Raw genomic sequence first — 15,980 nt, 5'->3', positions numbered from 1 at the left:
GGGCCTCGACGTCCCGACGCCGCTTGCATACCGCTTACATATTGACGAGCAAACCGGCTTCCGGGTGGCACCCGGGCCCGGCCGAAAACGCTGCTGATGGGGTGTTCGTGACAGCCGTCGAATCCCGACCGGCCGGGCTGGTGGGAAATGCGCCCGCCGGCGCCCGCCCGCCGATGGCCCGGATTCTCGCCTTCGTGGCCCTCACCAAGCCGCGCATCATCGAGCTGCTGCTGATCAGCACGATCCCGGTGATGTTCCTCGCGGCACACGGCCTGCCGGACCTGGGTCTGGTGCTCCTGGTCGTGTTCGGCGGCTACCTCTCGGCCGGCAGCGCGAACGCCTTCAACATGTATCTCGACCGGGACATCGACCGGCTGATGCACCGCACCGAACGCCGGCCGCTGGTCACCGGGATGGTGTCGCCGCGCGAGTCGATCGTGTTCGCGAGCGTGCTGGGCGTGGTCTCCACCACATGGTTCTGGTTCCTGGTCAATCCGCTGTCCGCGGCGCTTTCGGTCTTCGCGATCTTCTATTACGTGGTCGTCTACACGATGCTGCTGAAGCGGCGCACGCCGCAGAACATCGTGTGGGGCGGTATCGCCGGCTGCATGCAGGTGCTGATCGGCTGGACCGCGGTGACCAATTCGCTGGACTGGGCCCCCGTGGTGTTGTTCGCGGTGATCTTCTTCTGGACGCCGCCGCATTATTGGCCGCTGTCGATGAAGTTCTCCGACGACTACAGCAACGCCGGTGTGCCGATGTTGCCGGTGGTGGCGGGCAACAAGGTCGTGGCGAACCAGATCGTGATCTACAGCTGGGTCATGGTCGGCGTCTCGATGCTGCTGTGGCCGGCCGCGGACACCGGGCCGCTCTACCCGGTCGCGGCGGCGCTGTTGGGCATCGCGTGGTTGTGGGAGGCGCACGGTCTCCAGCGTCGGGCCAAGGCCGAGATCACCGGCGGCAAGCTCAAGGAGATGCGGCTGTTCCACTGGTCGATCACCTACCTGACGCTCCTGTTCATCGCGGTGGCCGTCGACCCGCTGCTGTTCTGATCCGGGCCGGCGCGCGGGCCGCGGCCCGCCGGCGTCGATCCGGATCCGCCGGTTCCGGGCGACGTGATCCGGACCACGCGCGTTCGCTCGGATCCGGTGACGTGCCCTCGGTAATGTGGGCGCCATGACGGACACCGAGACCACGACGGCCACGCCGGACCCGGGTTCCCCGGATGCGCGGGTCGAGCGACAGGTGCGCAGGATCGCCAAACACATCGAGCGCTTCACCGCCGCGCACGGCGGCGGGGGCGACGCGATCGTCGAGTATGTCGGGCGCGACGCGACCCGGATCGTGCTCGTCGGGACCGACGGGGCGTGGGGCGACCAGGTCGTACGCAACCCGGACATCGCACGGGCGGCCATCGTCGCGGCGGGCGTCACGCTGCACGAGGAGTTCCCGAACGACCTCGCGGCCAAGGTGCGCACGACGAAGTACGAGTGGTCCCGGATGGCGGGCACGCAACTGGGCGGCACGCAGGGCTGACGCGGCAACGGCGCGGTACGCCGGGCCGCTTCCGTCCTGGGCGGCCGCCCGGCATACGGCGCGGCGCCCTACCCGATCAAGATCCCGGTCGGCCGGCTCGGGCCGGCTGTCGGGCGCACCGGGTGGCGCAGGATCGTGCGCAGTTTCTCCGGCGCGGTGCGGGCCGGGTTGCCCAGGTAGATCTCGTGGTGCAGACCGGCCGGCTCGCGGCCCTCGGCGGCGACGAACGTGTACAGCCGGTCCAAGGTGGTGTGTTCCGTGTCGTACGGGCCGGTGTGCAGCACCTGGGCGCACTCCCCCTCGGCGATCCGGCGCAGTTGCACCCGGTCGACGGGCGCGGCCGGTTTCTTCTTCGCCGTCCGGACGCGGGCCTCGCACACGAGTGCTTCGTCGGCCTGTGCGGGCTGCATCAGCAACATCGTCCAGTGCCAGTGCGCCCGGTCGACGGCGTGGTCGAACCCGCCGCGGTCGTCCGTCCACCACCGGCCCTGCAACGGCGGTACCGAATACTCCACGATGCCCGCGCCCTTGAGCGCGAACCGGATCGTGTACGCGAGGCCGTACAGCGCCTCGACCGCCGCCGCGTAGTCCGCGCCGGCCGGATCGCCGCACCCGTCGACGGCCAGGAACGGCAGTTCCGGCACCCGCAGCAGGGTCGGCGTCGCCGAGGCGGTGTACAACGACGCGTGGGTCTTCTTGAAGTCGATCCTGGGCATGCTCACGCGGCGGCCCTCTCGGTCTCGATCGGGATCGACACCCGAGTGGTCAGGTCCTCCGGGTCGGCCTCGTGCGGCGTCACCAGGTATTCCTCCCGCGCGGGGCCGGTCGCACGCAGCCCCTCGGCGTGCATCCGGCCGAGCAACGCGTGGTAGGCCAAAGGCAGTTGGGCGTAGGGGCCGATATGCACGGTGGTCAGGGCGGTGCCCTCGGGCAGCACGGACGACTCGGTGCCCGGCGGGTCGTCCCCGGTCCCGGTCGGCACGCCCACCACGATCCGCATGCCCTCGACCAGGTCGAGCGGGAACAGGCCGCGGATCGGCGGCGTCCAGGGCGTGCCCGCGAGTGCGCCGAGCAGCCGGGTGACGCAGGCCGCCGTGGCCGCGCCCAGGTCGGCGGGCCCGCAACCGGCCCGGACCGCGGTCAGGCGCAGTGCGGGCTCGTGGGTCGTGGTCACCTCGTGGTCGCCCGCGCGGTCCGCCGCCAACCGGTCCAGCAGGTGCAGCCGTTCGCGGTCGCGCGCGATGCGTTCGGCCAACCGGTCCCGCTCGGCCCGCAGCACCAGTGCGCGGTCGGTGCCCCGGGCGGCCAGGGTCTCGGCGATCACCGCCAACGGCACGTCGATCTCGCGCAGCAGCGCGACGGTCAGCGCGTCCCGGGCCTGGCCGGTCGCGTAATAGCGGTAGCCGGTGGCGCGATCCACCCGTTCGGGCCGCAACAGCCCGACGTCGTCGTAGTGCCGTAGTTGCTTGACGCTCAGCCGACACAGCCGGGCGAAGCGGCCGATGGTGAGCAGTTCGTCTTCCTGCATGCCGTCATGCTGGACCCTCCCTCGGTGGGAGGGTCCAGCCGAGGCGGCGGTTGCCCCGGATCAGGAGTGGAAGATCTCCCTGATGTCGGTGATCTGGCCGGCCGCGTTCAGGGTGACGTCGTACGCGCCGAAGGACGAGCACGAGTTCGCGCCGTCGCCCTGCCCGGACAGGCACTTGTCGATGTGGTCCCACACCTGGCCGAGGTACTCCGCCTTCTTCGCCGGCGGGCCGACCAGTGTGCCGGTGGCCTTGGGCGCGAACACCAGCGGCGTCTGCTCGGCGCCGACCGCCTCGTAGTGGCCGTCGTTGGGGTCGCAGACGAACTTGGTGTTCTTGTAGTACAGCGAGTCCTTGGCCGGCGCCTTGATCGGATACACGATCCTGTGCCCGGCCTTGGCCGCGGGCGGCGGCCCGCAGTCGTCACCGGGTTCGGCGCTCTGGCCGCCGGCCGACGGCTTGGCCGACTTCGGCGCCTGGGTACGCGCCGGGCCGGAGGCGGTGGGAGCACCGCTCGGCGCGGGTGCCACCACCGGTGCCGTGGCGGCCGGTGTGTCGGCCGCCTTCGGTGTGTCCTTCTTGTCCTTGTCGTCCGTGTCGCACGCGACCAGCGCGAGCACGGCGACCGTCACGGCGGTGATCCCACCCGACATCCTGCGAGTCGTCGAATACATCGAACCCCCTGTACGCCGGGCGCGAGGCGCCCGCACTTCGATGGAACCCGCACACATTAGCGATCTTGGAAGTCGCTCACCGGGCAACCGACACGCGTAAGGTCAAGAGGAGTTCAAGGTGTATATCGGGCGGGGCAAAATAGCGCTCGGTCGACATCCCGTCACCGAACGGGCGAGCCGACGGTGGCCGGATCCGTACCCGTTCGGCCCCGTCGGCGGCCCGCTCGCGATAGCGTCACGCGGAGGTCTTCGGGACCAGAGGCGAGGTGGGACCCGTGCGGTTCGGATGGCTGCGGCGCCATGAGCGTCACCTGGAGGAATACCGGCACCGGCGCGAGCAGGAGTCGCCGTGTCCGGGCCGAGCCATGCCCGAACCCCCGCCCGCCGCGCCGCCCTTGGTCGAATTCGTCCGCCGGGACGGGCGCGATCCGGCCGAACCGGAATCGAATCCGCCGGGTGGCAACGCCGCCGCGCCGGCCGAGTCCGACGACGCCGAGGCGACCCGGGCGCGGATGCTCACCGAGAAGGCCCAACAACTGACCCGGGCCGGTCGGCACGCGGACGCGGCGGCGCCCGCCCGCGCCGCGGTGCGGATGCTGGGTGTGCTGGCCGGCAAGGACCACCGCCGACACGGCCCCGCACTGGTCGGCGGGCTGCGCGCGTTCGCGGCCGTGCTGGCGGCCGACGGCCGGGCCGAGGACGCGGTCAAGGTGGCCGCGAGCGCCTGCGAGCACGCCCGCAGACTGGCCGCGCTCGACCACCGCGCGCACCGCCCGCTGCTCGCCCTGGCGCTGCGCGAACTCGGCGCCCGGCTCGGCGACCACGGCGACGAGTCGGCCGCGCTGGGCGCGCTGCGCGAATCGGTGCAACTGTTTCGCACGCTCGCCGCGCAGAACCCCGAGCGGCATCGCGCCGAACTCGCCCTGTCCCTGGACGAACTCGCCGGCCGACTGGCCGCCACCGGCGCCGCGGACGCCGCGCTCGCGGCCTTCACCGAGGCCGAACGCCTGCTCGGGATCGGCCCGCCGCAGGCCCGTCAGGCCGCCGTGCTGCTGCGGCACGCGACCCTGCTCGCCCGGCTCGGCCGAGGCCCCGAGGCGATCGCGCTGGCCGGCGAGGCGGTCGAGGTGCGACGCGGCTACGCGAGCGCGGAGCACGCGCCCGCCGGCCGCCGCGAGGACGAACTCGCCGCGTCGCTGCAGAGCCTGGGTCTGCTGCACAGCGCCGGCGGCGCGCACGACGAGGCGGTGGACGCGCTGGAGGAGGCGGTCCGGCTGCGGGCGAGACGGGTGCGGGCCGACCCCGTACTGGCCCGCCGTCCCGAAGTCCCGGTCACCTACGCGCTGTACGGCATCGTCCTGGTGGCGGCGGGCCGACCCGCCGACGCGGTCCCGCCGCTCGCCGCGGCGCTGGGCGTGGGCACCGCGCTGAACCTGGACCGGGTCTCCGACCTGGCCGGGGACACCCTGGTTCGGGCGCATCGCGCCGATCCCGACGCGGTCCGCAACCGCTGGATGGCGGCCACCGGCGAGGAACTGCCCGCCTGGATCGAACGCGGCCAACGCCCGCTCCCGCACCAGGCCGACCGCCGCCGGGTGCACCGCCCCGAACCGCAGGAGGCGCTGCCGGCCCGCGACTGACGACGCGGATACCCGAACCCACGGCAGGACGACGAAAAGAGCCGCCGGGCGTCACCACACACCCGAAGGTGTGTCGCGACTCCCGGCGGCTCTGCCCACCGCGGCCCTACGGCCGCACAGGTGGGTCGAAGCTCACGAACTCAGAGCTCGCCGCGCAGCTTCGCCAGCGCCTCGGCGAGGATCGCCTCGCCGTCGGCATCGCTGCGACGCTCGCGCACGTAGGCGAGGTGCGTCTTGTAGGGCTCGGTACGCGGGGCGTCCGGCGGGTTGTGCTGGTCCTGCCCGGCAGGCAGGCCGCAGCGGGGGCAGTCCCACGTCTCGGGGACCTGAGCGTCGGTCGCGAAGCTCGGCTGCGTCTCGTGCTTGTTCGCGCACCAGAAAGAAATACGGAGACGTGGGGCTGCTTCGCCGCGCTCTGCCTCCCCCATCGGGCCGGCGCCGACCCGACTCCCACGGATGGCGTTGCCACTTGCCACGGTAAAAACTCCCCTTGGTCCTTGAGGTCGCGCCCCCGTTGCGCGGCTTGGCGTCCAGTGTACGTGCGCCCCGCGCAAGGTTGAACCGAGCGGTGGGCCTTTTCCGACAGTCCGTCAGAAAGGCCACCGCGCGGGTGGAAACAGCGGCCGAACCGGCGCTGTCAGTACGTGTTCTTGAGCAGCAGACCGAGTACGACGATCGTCACGAACCAGCACACACCGACGATGATGGTCATGCGGTCGAGGTTCTTCTCGACGACGGACGAACCGCCGAGCGAGGAGGACATGCCGCCGCCGAACAGGTCGGACAGGCCGCCGCCCTTGCCCTTGTGCAGCAGCACCAACAGCACCATGAGCAGGCTGAAGACGATCAGGGCGATCGAGAAACCGGTGACCACGGCCGGGCCCAACTCCTTCTGGCGGAACGCGGGGGCCGGGGATTCCCGGCCATCGGACAGAGTACGCTGCCGCGCCCCGCAAGTGGGAGCCGTACGGCCCTTCGGCTAATCCGGCGGATCATACTATTACGGCCCACCGGGCTCGGACCGCTCCCCCTCCGACGCCTGCCCGTGCGGCCCCTCGCCCGGTTCGCCGACCGGCTCCGGGTCGGCCGGTTCGACGTCCCCGGTGTCCTCGACCTCCACCCGGTGGCCGCTGCCGCCGACCAGCGCACCCGTGCTGGTCAGCGGATGTCCGGAAGCGGAACCGCGCGCGGCCCGGGCCGCCCCGGTGCGGCGCACGGTGACCTGGTTGTCACCACCGGCGACGATCGCGCCGGTGTTGCTCACCGGGCCGCCGGACAGGCTGATCCCGTCGTTCCCACGCGGCTCGCTCTCGTCCGCTTCCTCGTCGTTGGATGCGGCGCTGTTCACGTGGTACCTCCCGCTGTCGATCGTGCGCCCGATCCGGCTCCGCCGGAACCTCGTACGGACGCCTGGATGCCCCGGCCGGCGACGATCGCGCCGCTGTTGTTCAGGTCACCGGAGACGTGCTGGATGATCCCGTTGTTCAGGACCATTTCGTTGCGTTGGCGATACTCGGTCACGTCCACGTTCTTGCGCTGGAGGAAGTCCAGCACGAATACGGTGAACTTGCGCTCGATCAGCTTGAGGTACTTCTCCGCGTCCGAGTTCTGGAAGAACGTGGCGTAGTTCGCCGACGCGCCCAGTTCGCGCACCGAGGCCCGGGCGCCGCAGTCCACCGGCAGATTGCGCGCGGCGCGCTCGTGGGCCGCCCGCAGATTGCCCGCCCGGCGCCACCACGAGGCCCACACCCGCATCAGCCGACCCGCCGAGGAGACCATCACCCCCGGGGCCTCCACCAGCGAGCGGCCCAGCGCCGCCCACAACGTCGCCGCGTCCGCGGTGTGCAGCCACTCGTCGGCCACGTGGAAGTCCGGGCGGATCGGCGGCAGCACCAGCTCGTGCAGTTCGGTGTACAACAGTCGGCCGTCCATCGTGAAACGGATCAGCACCGACACCACCACCTCCTGCGACCACGTGCCCACCCGCACGCACAGGTAGCGCCGGGTGGCCTCGGCCGGCGGCGGCACCGGCCCCCCGGTCACCCCGCTGCTGAACTCGTGCATCTGCACGCTCAGCCCGGACAGCCGGTGCCGACCCTCCTCGGACCGGGCCAGCTCCTCGAACGACGTGCAGATCGCGCCGGTGAGTTCGTCGACGGTGAACGGGGTGTACGCCGTCTTCGCCCGCTTGCCCTCGCGCGGCGCGTCCAGCACGGACGGCTCGGCCCCGCGCAGCTCGACCGGGAAGGTCCAGCTCTCGACCAGTTCGCCGGCGCCGACGAACGGCAGGTAGCCGCTGTAGCGCACCGTGGACGGGATCGGCGGCGCGGCGGGCACGAACACCGTGTCCGAGGCGAGGGGCGCATGGGTGGGTCGCGGCGGCAGCACCTCCGCCAACGCCCCCTGCAAACCCCCCGGCCCGGCGTACCCGCTCCCGTCGGCGGGCGGCCGGGTCGGCACCCAGCTCCGCCCCGGCCCCAGATCCGAGACCACGGTGGCGCGCTGCTGCATGCGTTCGATCCACACCACGAAGACCACGACCGCGTAGGTCGGCAGTACGGTCACCGCGAGGGTGTCGATCGCCGGGAAGCCGCCGTCCCCGCCCGCCACGTACAACATCAGCCCGAACAGCAGCGCCGCCACCCAGGACACCTGCGCCGCCGCCCGGGTCCGAAAGTCGCGCACCCCACCCCCGCCGGCGACGCCCGAACGCACGGTCAGCAACCCGACGAAGACCACGATCGCGAGCCAGAACAACCCGGGCGCGAAGCCGAAGCCGATCAGGAACATCACCGCCGGCACCAGGAACGCGATCACGTCGCGCAGGATGCGCCGCCGCCGCGCGGCCAACGCATGCTCCAGGACCGCCTGTTCGTTGTATCCGTAGGACGGCGCCCGGTCGCGGTGCGCGTTCTCCCACAACTCCTCGATCACCCGTGCGGCGAACCGCTCGTCGATCTCCGCGCCCGTGCACAGATATCGCGTGGCACCGGTATCCCCGGTTCTGGACATGTCTGGAAATGGCACCCGGACCCCCTGGGGTCGGCCGGCCGATCCACCCTGAAGGGGCGACTACCGGCCACTTGGCGATGACTTATGGTCAGTCACCCGTTACGGGAGGGGCAAGCGGAATGGAAATAGTTGCGCCGGGTTTATGGGGAACGAACGATTCCGGCCGGCGGCCGGCGACGACCGGTTCCGGGCATCGCAAAGGGCCCGGAGCGGCATCCCGCTCCGGGCCCTTTCGTGATGCCCGGATCAACCGGCCTCGGCCGTCAGCCGGCCTTCTTCTCCTGGTAGCGGACGATCTGCGCGAACTCCTCGGCGGCCAGGCAGGCCCCGCCGACCAGGCCGCCGTCCACGTCCGGCTGCGCCATCAGCCCGGCCACGTTGCCGGGCTTCATCGAACCGCCGTACAACACCCGCACCCGGTCCGCGAGTTCCGGCGAGTACAGCTCGGCGAGCTTGGCCCGGATCGCCGAGCACACCTCCTGCGCGTCATCCGGCGTGGCCACCTCGCCGGTGCCGATCGCCCAGACCGGCTCGTACGCGATCACCACGGACTCGGCCTGCTCGGCGGTGATGCCCTTGAGCGCACCCTCGACCTGGGCGAGCGTGTGGGCCACGTGCCGGCCCGCCTTGCGTACGTCCAGGCCCTCGCCGACACACACGATCGGCACCAGGCCGCTGCGATAGGCGGCGTGCGCCTTCGCGTTCACCACGGTGTCGTCCTCGGCGTGGTACTGCCGCCGCTCGGAGTGGCCGACCAGCGCGTAGGTGCAGTTCAGTTTGGCGAGCATGGACCCGGCGATCTCGCCGGTGTAGGCGCCGCCCTCGTGTTGCGAGATGTCCTGCGCGCCGTAGCTGAAGCGCAGCTTGTCCGCGTCGACCATGGTCTGCACCGAGCGCAGATCGGTGAACGGCGGCAGCACCGCGACCTCGACTCGGTCGAAGTCCTTGTCGTTCAGGGTGAACGCGAGCTTTTGCACCAGGGAGATGGCCTCGAGGTGGTTGAGGTTCATCTTCCAGTTGCCCGCCATCAGCGGGATGCGGCCGGTGTTGTCGTTGAGCGCAGACATCGGGATCAGCCCTCCAGGGCTTCGAGACCGGGCAGGGACTTGCCTTCGAGGTATTCCAGGCTCGCGCCGCCACCGGTCGAGATGTGACCGAAGGCGTTCTCGTCGAAGCCGAGAGTGCGCACCGCCGCGGCCGAGTCGCCGCCGCCGACCACGGTGAACGCGTCGGAGTCGATCAGGCCCTGCGCCACCGCGCGGGTGCCGTGGCTGTACGGCTCCATCTCGAACACGCCCATCGGGCCGTTCCAGAACACCGTCTGCGCGTCGGCGAGCTTGTCCGCGAACAGTTCGCCGGACGCCGGACCGATGTCCAGGCCCAGCCGGTCGGCCGGGATGGCGTCGGCGGAGACCACCGCGTGGTCCGCGTCGGCGGCGAACGCGGTGGCCGCGATCACGTCGACGGGCAGCACGAACTCGACGCCGCCCGCCTCGGCCCGGGCCAGGTATTCGCGGACCCGGTCGAGCTGGTCCTTCTCCAGCAGCGACTTGCCCACCTCGTGGCCCTGCGCGGCCAGGAAGGTGAACACCATGCCGCCGCCGACCAGGATCCGGTCCGCCTTGTCCAGCAGGCTGTCGATGACGCCGAGCTTGTCGGACACCTTCGACCCGCCCAGGATCACCGCGTACGGACGCTGCACGTTCTCGGTGAGCCGCTCGAGCACGTCCAACTCGGTGGCGATCAGGCCGCCGACCGCGTGCGGCAGCCGGGCCGGCACGTCGTACACCGAGGCGTGCTTGCGGTGCACCGCGCCGAAGCCGTCGCCGACGTAGACGTCGGCGAGCTCGGCGAGGCGGTCCGCGAAGGCACCGCGCTCGGCGTCGTCCTTGGCCGTCTCGCCCGAGTTGAAGCGCAGGTTCTCCAGCAGCGCGACCTCGCCCTCGGCGAGCCCCAGGGCCGTGGTCCGGGCGCTGTCGCCGACCGTGTCGGTCGCGAACGCCACGTCGGCGCCCAGCAGTTCGCCCAGCCGGGCGGCGACCGGGGCGAGCGAGAACCGCGGCTCGGGAGCGCCCTCGGGCCGGCCCAGGTGCGAGCACACGATCACCTTGGCGCCGCGCGCGACCAGGGCCTCGATGGTCGGCACGCTCGCCCGGATCCGACCGTCGTCGGTGATCCGCCCGCCGTCGAGCGGGACGTTGAGGTCGGCGCGCACCAGGACGCGCCTACCGGATACCTCGATGTCGTCGATGGTCTTCAAGTTCGATTCGTCCTTGGCTGGAGGAAACGGGTGGGGGTTGCAGAAACGGGCCCGGGTGACGACGTGTCACCCGGGCCCGCATCGTCAAGCGTCATCGGTGCGTGTGCCGCACCGTCAGAGCTGACCACCGATGTAGCCGACCAGGTCGACCAGACGGTTGCTGTAGCCCCACTCGTTGTCGTACCAGCCGACGACCTTGACCTGCTTGCCCTGGGCCATGGTCAGGCCCGAGTCGAAGGTGCACGAGGACGGGTCGGTGACGATGTCCGAGGAGACGATCGGGTCCTCGGTGTAGGTCAGGTAGCCCTTGAGCGCGCCCTCGGCGGCCTTCTGGAAGGCGGCGTTGACCTCGTCGCGGGTCACCTCGCGCTCCAGCTCGACGACCAGGTCGGTGACCGAGCCGGTGGGGACCGGGACGCGCATGGCGATGCCGTCCAGCTTGCCCTTGAGCTCGGGGATGACCAGCGCGGTGGCCTTGGCGGCACCCGTCGAGGTCGGGATGATGTTGGTCGCGGCGGCCCGCGCACGGCGCAGGTCCGAGTGCGGGAAGTCCAGGATGACCTGGTCGTTCGTGTACGCGTGGACCGTGGTCATCATGCCCTTGACCAGGCCGAAGTTCTCCAGGAGAACCTTGGCCATCGGCGCGACGCAGTTCGTCGTGCAGGAGGCGTTCGAGATGATCGTGTGCGCCGCGGCGTCGTACTTCTCGTGGTTGACGCCCATCACGATGGTGACGTCCTCATTCTTGGCCGGAGCCGAGATGATGACCTTCTTCGCGCCGGCCTCGATGTGCTTCTTGGCCTTCTCGGCGTCCGTGAAGATGCCGGTGGACTCGATCACGATGTCCGCGCCCAGCTCGCCCCAGGGCAGAGCGGCCGGGTCGCGCTCGGCGATGACCTTGAAGGTCTTGTCGCCGACGGTGATCGCGTCGTCGGTGTAGGTGACCTCCTGGCCGATCCGGCCGAGGATGCTGTCGTACTTCAGCAGGTGGGCCAGGGTCGCGATGTTCGTGAGGTCGTTGACCCCGACGATCTCGAAGTCCGCGCCCGAGGCCAGCGCCGCGCGGAAGAAGTTGCGGCCGATACGGCCGAATCCGTTGATGCCTACCCGGATCGTCACGAACCGATCTCCTCTGTCGAACGCCGAATGCCCTGATGGTGAATGGCCGAGGAGATGGTCAGTGGAATCTGCGATATCCCCGGCCATGTCCGACCCTACCGTGACGCCCCGGGCACCTTCACGCAGGCTTGCTGCGCAAAGTGCCCGAGGCGGGACGGACCATCGGAAAAGCGGATCAACGGGTGGTCGAAAATGCGGTCACTTCTCGCCGACGGACTTGGTGATTCCGAAGGCCGCGCCCCCGGCGAAGACGAAGACGAGGAAGTCCCGGAAGTCCAGCGTCTCCGTCCAACCGTCGACGAGTTCGCTGCCGAAGTCGGAGATCACGTCGAGCACCGAGATGTCCAGTTCGTCGCCGACGAACAGGGTGACCGCGGTGAGCTGCCCCAGCGCGACCCCCACGAGCGCGAGCAGCGCCGCGACGAACGGCAACACCGGGTTGCGTCCACCGATCCGCCCCACCGCGAACGCGATCAGCGCCGCGACACCCACGCCGAACCAGGTGCTCCGGATTTCCAGCGACTTGACGATCACGCCGTACACTCCGGCGCCGACCAGCATCGCCACCACCCCGGCCGCGATGGCCAGGCCCGCGTTGCCCTGCCGGTTCGGCTGCCGCGGCGGCGGGCCGCCATACGGCCCCGACCCGAACGGGCCGGGCGGGCCCGGCTGTTGCTGCCCCCACTGACCCGGGCCGGGTTGGTTCGGCGGCGGCCCCCAAGGACCGGGCGCGTTGTTGCTCAAGGTGATTCCCCCCGAAAAAAGTGCACACGCGGGAACTCGCGTGTGCGCACAGACGTTAATGGCCCCCGGCGGAGAAGTCTCCGCCGGGGGCCATCGTTCGGCTACCGCTTTTCGCCGATCAACACACCGTGATCATCGGCGCCTACTTGTACAGCTCCCGCAGGATCCGGTCGACGACCACCTTGCGGTCGTCCGCGGTGGCCAACTGCTCCAGGCCGAAGCCGAAGAGCATGGTGTCGTCGGTGGCGATCACCGACGAACCGAACGCGGCCTGGCTGCGGGTGAAGCCCACGAGCGAGCGGTCACCGGGCGGCGGGGCGGCCAGGGTCCACGGACCCAGCCCGGCCTCGAAGCCCTCGGCGTCCACCACGCCCGCACTCGTGACGACCTTGGCGTCGTCCACGAACATCCCGGTGCCACCGGTGTTCGCGTCGCTCACGTACGCGATCGAGACCTCGACCTTCTTGCCCGCGTACGCGGACAGGTCGAAGGCGACCGGCTTCCAGCCGTTCGAGCTGCCGGTGAAGGCGTTCCACGCACCGGTGCTGCCGGTGGGCAGGCACTTCGGGTTGGCCACCGTCAGGTAGTGCTTCAACTGCGGGTGGGTGGCGACGAGGTCGCCGCCCTCGCACGAGTCGGGCACCTGGGTGGTGGTCCCCCCGTTGAGGTCGGGCAGCGTGGTCCAGTCGTCGCCGCCGACCGTGTGCGCCTCGACGAGCGCGTGGTCCCAGTTGAGCTCGGTGTCGTACGAGAACTGCGCGGTCAGCTTCGCCGCGTCCGCCGCCGTCACCCCGGTGAGGTCGATCGTGCGGGTCAGTCGCTTGTACGCGTTGTCCGAGTGCAGACCGTTGATGTACCACGAACCCTCGGCCGGCGAGTACGGCCCGGACGTGTTGCCCGAGTAGGTCGCCACCGAACGGCTGTCGAACAGCGGGAACTTGTCCGGCGTCAGGATCGCGCTGGTGGGCAGGAACCCGCCCGCCTCGTTCAGCGGGTTGGACGCGGTGCCCGGCAGCGCCTTGTCGATGCCCTGGAGCGGTGCGGCCGAACCGACCACCCCGGTGGCGCCGTTGGTCGCCGACCGGTCGTACGCGCCCAGCCAGTACTGGCTGAAGTCGTCCGACACGATCAGACATTCGCTCGTCGCGTCCTGAACGACCTTGCAGGGCTGGTCCGGGTGCCCGTTCAGGCCGTAGTAGATGCCACCGCCGGCGGCACTGCGCAGGGGACCGTAGTAGCTCGCGGTCTCGCCGAGGTAGGCGAGCTTGCCGCCCTCGTTGAGGAAGTCGCGCACGTTGACGGTCAGTTCCTGGACCAGCGGGGTGACCTGGGCGTCCTTGACCGGTCGGCCGCGGAAGTCGGTGTTCTCCCGGGCCGCGTCCTGGGTCAGTCGGTTGTCGCCGAGGTACCAGAACACGCCCTTGAAGTGCGAGAGCACCCCGAGGTGGTGCGGCGCGCCGAACTTGTCCACGTCGTAGACGGCCGCCTTGACACCGTTGGCCGCGAGCGCGTCCACGTACTGCTGTGCGTACTTGGGGCCGACCGTGTTCGGCGGGTAGGTCGGGTTGACGCCCTTGTAGTCCTCGTTGGCCAGGACCAGCGTCTCGGTCTTCTCGGCGATGCCGCTCTCCACCGTGAAGGTGAAGCGATCGCTCTCCACCTTGCCGGTTCCGGCCTTGTCGCCGGTGAACCACACCTCGATCCGGTCACCGGTGCGCACGTTCTTGATGTCGCCCCGGTATTCGGCGTAGTAGGCCGAGCCCTGCTCGCCGTACCGCTCGCCGCCCTTCCACTCCTTGACGCCCGCCGTTTTGGCCGGGCCGCCGTTGACGCGGTAGTTGAGCTTGCGGTTGGTCAGCGAGCGCTTGGCGATCACCGCGACGGGCTGGTCGTCGTGGTCCTCGGCGAAGGAGTGCTCGAACCGGTCGGCCACCAGGTCGGGGGCCTTGCGCCCGACCGAGGAGACCGGGTCGTCCGGGTCCTTGGCCGACTTGGCCACGGACAGCGCGAACGCCTGGTTCTTGTCGTACTCCATCCGAACCAGCGTCTCGTCGTTCGGGAAGCTGAAGATGCTGCCGCAGTTGTCGACCGTGTACGGGTCGTCCGGCAGGTAGCCGGCGGCCGTGGCGCAGGTGGACATCTCCGGGGTGAACGACAACGTCTTGTACGCCTCGTTCATCTGCCCGTCGGTGTCACCGTTGGTCACGTACAGCTCGGCGGACAGGTCGGGGTCGAAGTCCGGCACGGCCGGGTGCGCGTCGTCGCCCGCGAGCGCGACCATGATCTCGTCGTCGGGGCTGGGCGTGGCCACCTGGGAGCCGACGCCGTACAGGATGAGCTGCGCGGCGGAGTGGTAGTTGACCACGAACTCCGCCTTGATGTGCTTGGCGAAGCCCTCGATCGCCCGGGTCTCCGGCTCGGAGGAGGGACCGGTGCCCCGGTAGGTCTCGTTCAGCGGGTCGGGCGAGGAACCCTCGTTGTCGTAACCCCACTTGTAGTCGAAGTTGCGGTTGAGGTCGACCCCGTCGCCGGCGGTGATCACACCGTCGCCGTTGTTGTCGCGCAGGTTCTTGCGCCACAACCGCTGATCGGTCTGGAAGGTCCAGTCGTAGCCGTCGGGGTTGGCCGAGATCACGAACCACAGTTCGTTGTCCGTGACCAGCTTGGTGGCCTCGTCGTCCTTGCCGTAGCCGTCCACGTAGTGGTGCAGGAGCCGGCGGGTCATCTCCGGCGTGATCCACTCGCGCGCGTGCTGGTTGGACATGTACAACACGCCGGGCTTGGAGCCGTCGGCGCTGGTGCGGACATTCTTGGTCACCTTGACCGCGAGGATGTCCTGCCCGAGCACGGTCTTGCCGATGCTGACGGTCTTGGCGATGTCGGGGTGGTCCTTGGCGAGCTGGACCAGCTCGGCGCCGAGGCCGTTCGGGCCGCTGTACTTGCGGAAAACGCCCGCGGCGGCGGCGCCCGATCGGTTCGCCGCCTGGGACTTCGCCTCCAGGGAGATGCCGGCGGCACGCAGCTTGGCGGCCTGGGGCTCGCCCAGGATCACCTCCAGCTTGGCCTTGCCGTCGGCGGCCCTGGTGGTCTTCGTCTCGTGTCGGTCCACGCCCAGGTCGAAGATCTGCTTCACCTGTGCGGCGTCGGCCGTGATCGTGTAGGACCGCAGACCGGCATCGCCCGCCGGAGGAAGCTTTGCTTCCGGCGGTGCACTGGTCACTTCGGGGTAGGAGCCCGGATTGTCGGCAGGTGCCGCGGTGCTCGCCGGCGCTGCGGTCAACAGACCGAGTGCCAGCGAGAGCGCCGCGACTCCCGTGATGCCGATCCGGACTCGTGTGGTGGTGCCCCTGGAACGATGACGCCTCATCGACCCCCCAGTCGTGGGTTCGGCGTGCATAGGGACGGCGCGAAACCACGACCTCAAGGTACGAAACGTGACTCCTGCGCCCGGGTGTTGCGCATGCTACGG

General features: G+C 70.2%; 15 protein-coding genes. 3 read left to right on the top strand and 12 right to left on the bottom strand.

Annotated features, from left to right (window positions below):
* The first annotated feature begins 107 nt into the window (after window positions 1-107).
* Window positions 108-1,052, top strand: coding sequence for a heme o synthase (locus tag ACFXMF_RS01320; protein WP_360305246.1), 945 nt, complete (start codon window positions 108-110; stop codon window positions 1,050-1,052).
* Window positions 1,053-1,176: 124 nt separating this feature from the next.
* On the top strand, window positions 1,177-1,536 hold the full coding sequence (locus ACFXMF_RS01315) for a hypothetical protein (protein ID WP_360305244.1): 360 nt from the start codon (window positions 1,177-1,179) through the stop codon (window positions 1,534-1,536).
* Between the two features lie 68 nt (window positions 1,537-1,604).
* Here the strand turns inward: ACFXMF_RS01315 and ACFXMF_RS01310 are convergent, their stop codons facing one another.
* Genes ACFXMF_RS01310 through ACFXMF_RS01300 form a run of 3 tightly spaced genes read right to left on the bottom strand, consistent with a single transcriptional unit; the run spans window position 1,605 to window position 3,694 of the window.
* A complete protein-coding gene (locus ACFXMF_RS01310) occupies window positions 1,605-2,252 on the bottom strand; it encodes a GyrI-like domain-containing protein (RefSeq protein ID WP_360305481.1) in 648 nt (215 codons plus the stop codon).
* Between the two features lie 2 nt (window positions 2,253-2,254).
* Window positions 2,255-3,064: a MerR family transcriptional regulator gene (locus ACFXMF_RS01305; RefSeq protein WP_379988044.1), complete on the bottom strand. Its 810-nt coding sequence runs from the start codon at window positions 3,062-3,064 to the stop codon at window positions 2,255-2,257.
* Between the two features lie 60 nt (window positions 3,065-3,124).
* Entirely contained in the window at window positions 3,125-3,694 is a 570-nt protein-coding gene (locus ACFXMF_RS01300) for a hypothetical protein (protein WP_360305240.1), read from the bottom strand.
* Window positions 3,695-4,011: 317 nt separating this feature from the next.
* On the opposite strand from ACFXMF_RS01300, the gene ACFXMF_RS01295 reads away from it, so the two are divergent.
* Entirely contained in the window at window positions 4,012-5,376 is a 1,365-nt protein-coding gene (locus ACFXMF_RS01295) for a hypothetical protein (RefSeq protein ID WP_379988045.1), read from the top strand.
* Between the two features lie 140 nt (window positions 5,377-5,516).
* On the opposite strand, the gene ACFXMF_RS01290 is transcribed toward ACFXMF_RS01295, so the two are convergent.
* From ACFXMF_RS01290 to ACFXMF_RS01250, 9 genes are all read right to left on the bottom strand, one after another.
* On the bottom strand, window positions 5,517-5,804 hold the full coding sequence (locus ACFXMF_RS01290) for an RNA polymerase-binding protein RbpA (protein ID WP_020553570.1): 288 nt from the start codon (window positions 5,802-5,804) through the stop codon (window positions 5,517-5,519).
* Window positions 5,805-6,013: 209 nt separating this feature from the next.
* Window positions 6,014-6,250, bottom strand: a complete 237-nt coding sequence (gene secG, locus ACFXMF_RS01285; protein ID WP_026218871.1) for a preprotein translocase subunit SecG — start codon at window positions 6,248-6,250, stop codon at window positions 6,014-6,016.
* Between the two features lie 126 nt (window positions 6,251-6,376).
* The gene (locus ACFXMF_RS01280; RefSeq protein WP_360305236.1) at window positions 6,377-6,724 is read right to left on the bottom strand and encodes a hypothetical protein; all 348 of its coding nucleotides are present in this window, start codon (window positions 6,722-6,724) and stop codon (window positions 6,377-6,379) included.
* Window positions 6,721-8,388: a hypothetical protein gene (locus ACFXMF_RS01275; RefSeq protein ID WP_360305234.1), complete on the bottom strand. Its 1,668-nt coding sequence runs from the start codon at window positions 8,386-8,388 to the stop codon at window positions 6,721-6,723. The genes ACFXMF_RS01280 and ACFXMF_RS01275 overlap by 4 nt, the downstream gene beginning before the upstream one ends.
* Window positions 8,389-8,651: 263 nt before the next feature.
* On the bottom strand, window positions 8,652-9,455 hold the full coding sequence (gene tpiA, locus ACFXMF_RS01270; RefSeq protein ID WP_360305232.1) for a triose-phosphate isomerase: 804 nt from the start codon (window positions 9,453-9,455) through the stop codon (window positions 8,652-8,654).
* Between the two features lie 5 nt (window positions 9,456-9,460).
* On the bottom strand, window positions 9,461-10,648 hold the full coding sequence (locus ACFXMF_RS01265; protein WP_379988046.1) for a phosphoglycerate kinase: 1,188 nt from the start codon (window positions 10,646-10,648) through the stop codon (window positions 9,461-9,463).
* A gap of 114 nt (window positions 10,649-10,762) precedes the next feature.
* Window positions 10,763-11,767 (bottom strand): type I glyceraldehyde-3-phosphate dehydrogenase, encoded by a 1,005-nt coding sequence (gene gap / locus ACFXMF_RS01260; protein WP_360305228.1) that lies wholly within the window; start codon window positions 11,765-11,767, stop codon window positions 10,763-10,765.
* Between the two features lie 198 nt (window positions 11,768-11,965).
* Window positions 11,966-12,511 carry a hypothetical protein gene (locus tag ACFXMF_RS01255; RefSeq protein WP_379988047.1) on the bottom strand — a complete coding sequence of 182 codons (546 nt, stop codon included), beginning with the start codon at window positions 12,509-12,511 and terminating at the stop codon, window positions 11,966-11,968.
* A gap of 142 nt (window positions 12,512-12,653) precedes the next feature.
* Window positions 12,654-15,878 carry a M14 family zinc carboxypeptidase gene (locus ACFXMF_RS01250; protein ID WP_360305224.1) on the bottom strand — a complete coding sequence of 1,075 codons (3,225 nt, stop codon included), beginning with the start codon at window positions 15,876-15,878 and terminating at the stop codon, window positions 12,654-12,656.
* Window positions 15,879-15,980 lie beyond the last annotated feature (102 nt).

Origin of the sequence: Embleya sp. NPDC059213, from assembly GCF_042754445.1 — a bacterium.
Lineage (GTDB): Bacteria > Actinomycetota > Actinomycetes > Streptomycetales > Streptomycetaceae > Embleya.
The sequence above is the reverse complement of the archived record's forward strand: the minus strand, read 5'-3'. Positions and strand labels throughout refer to the sequence as shown.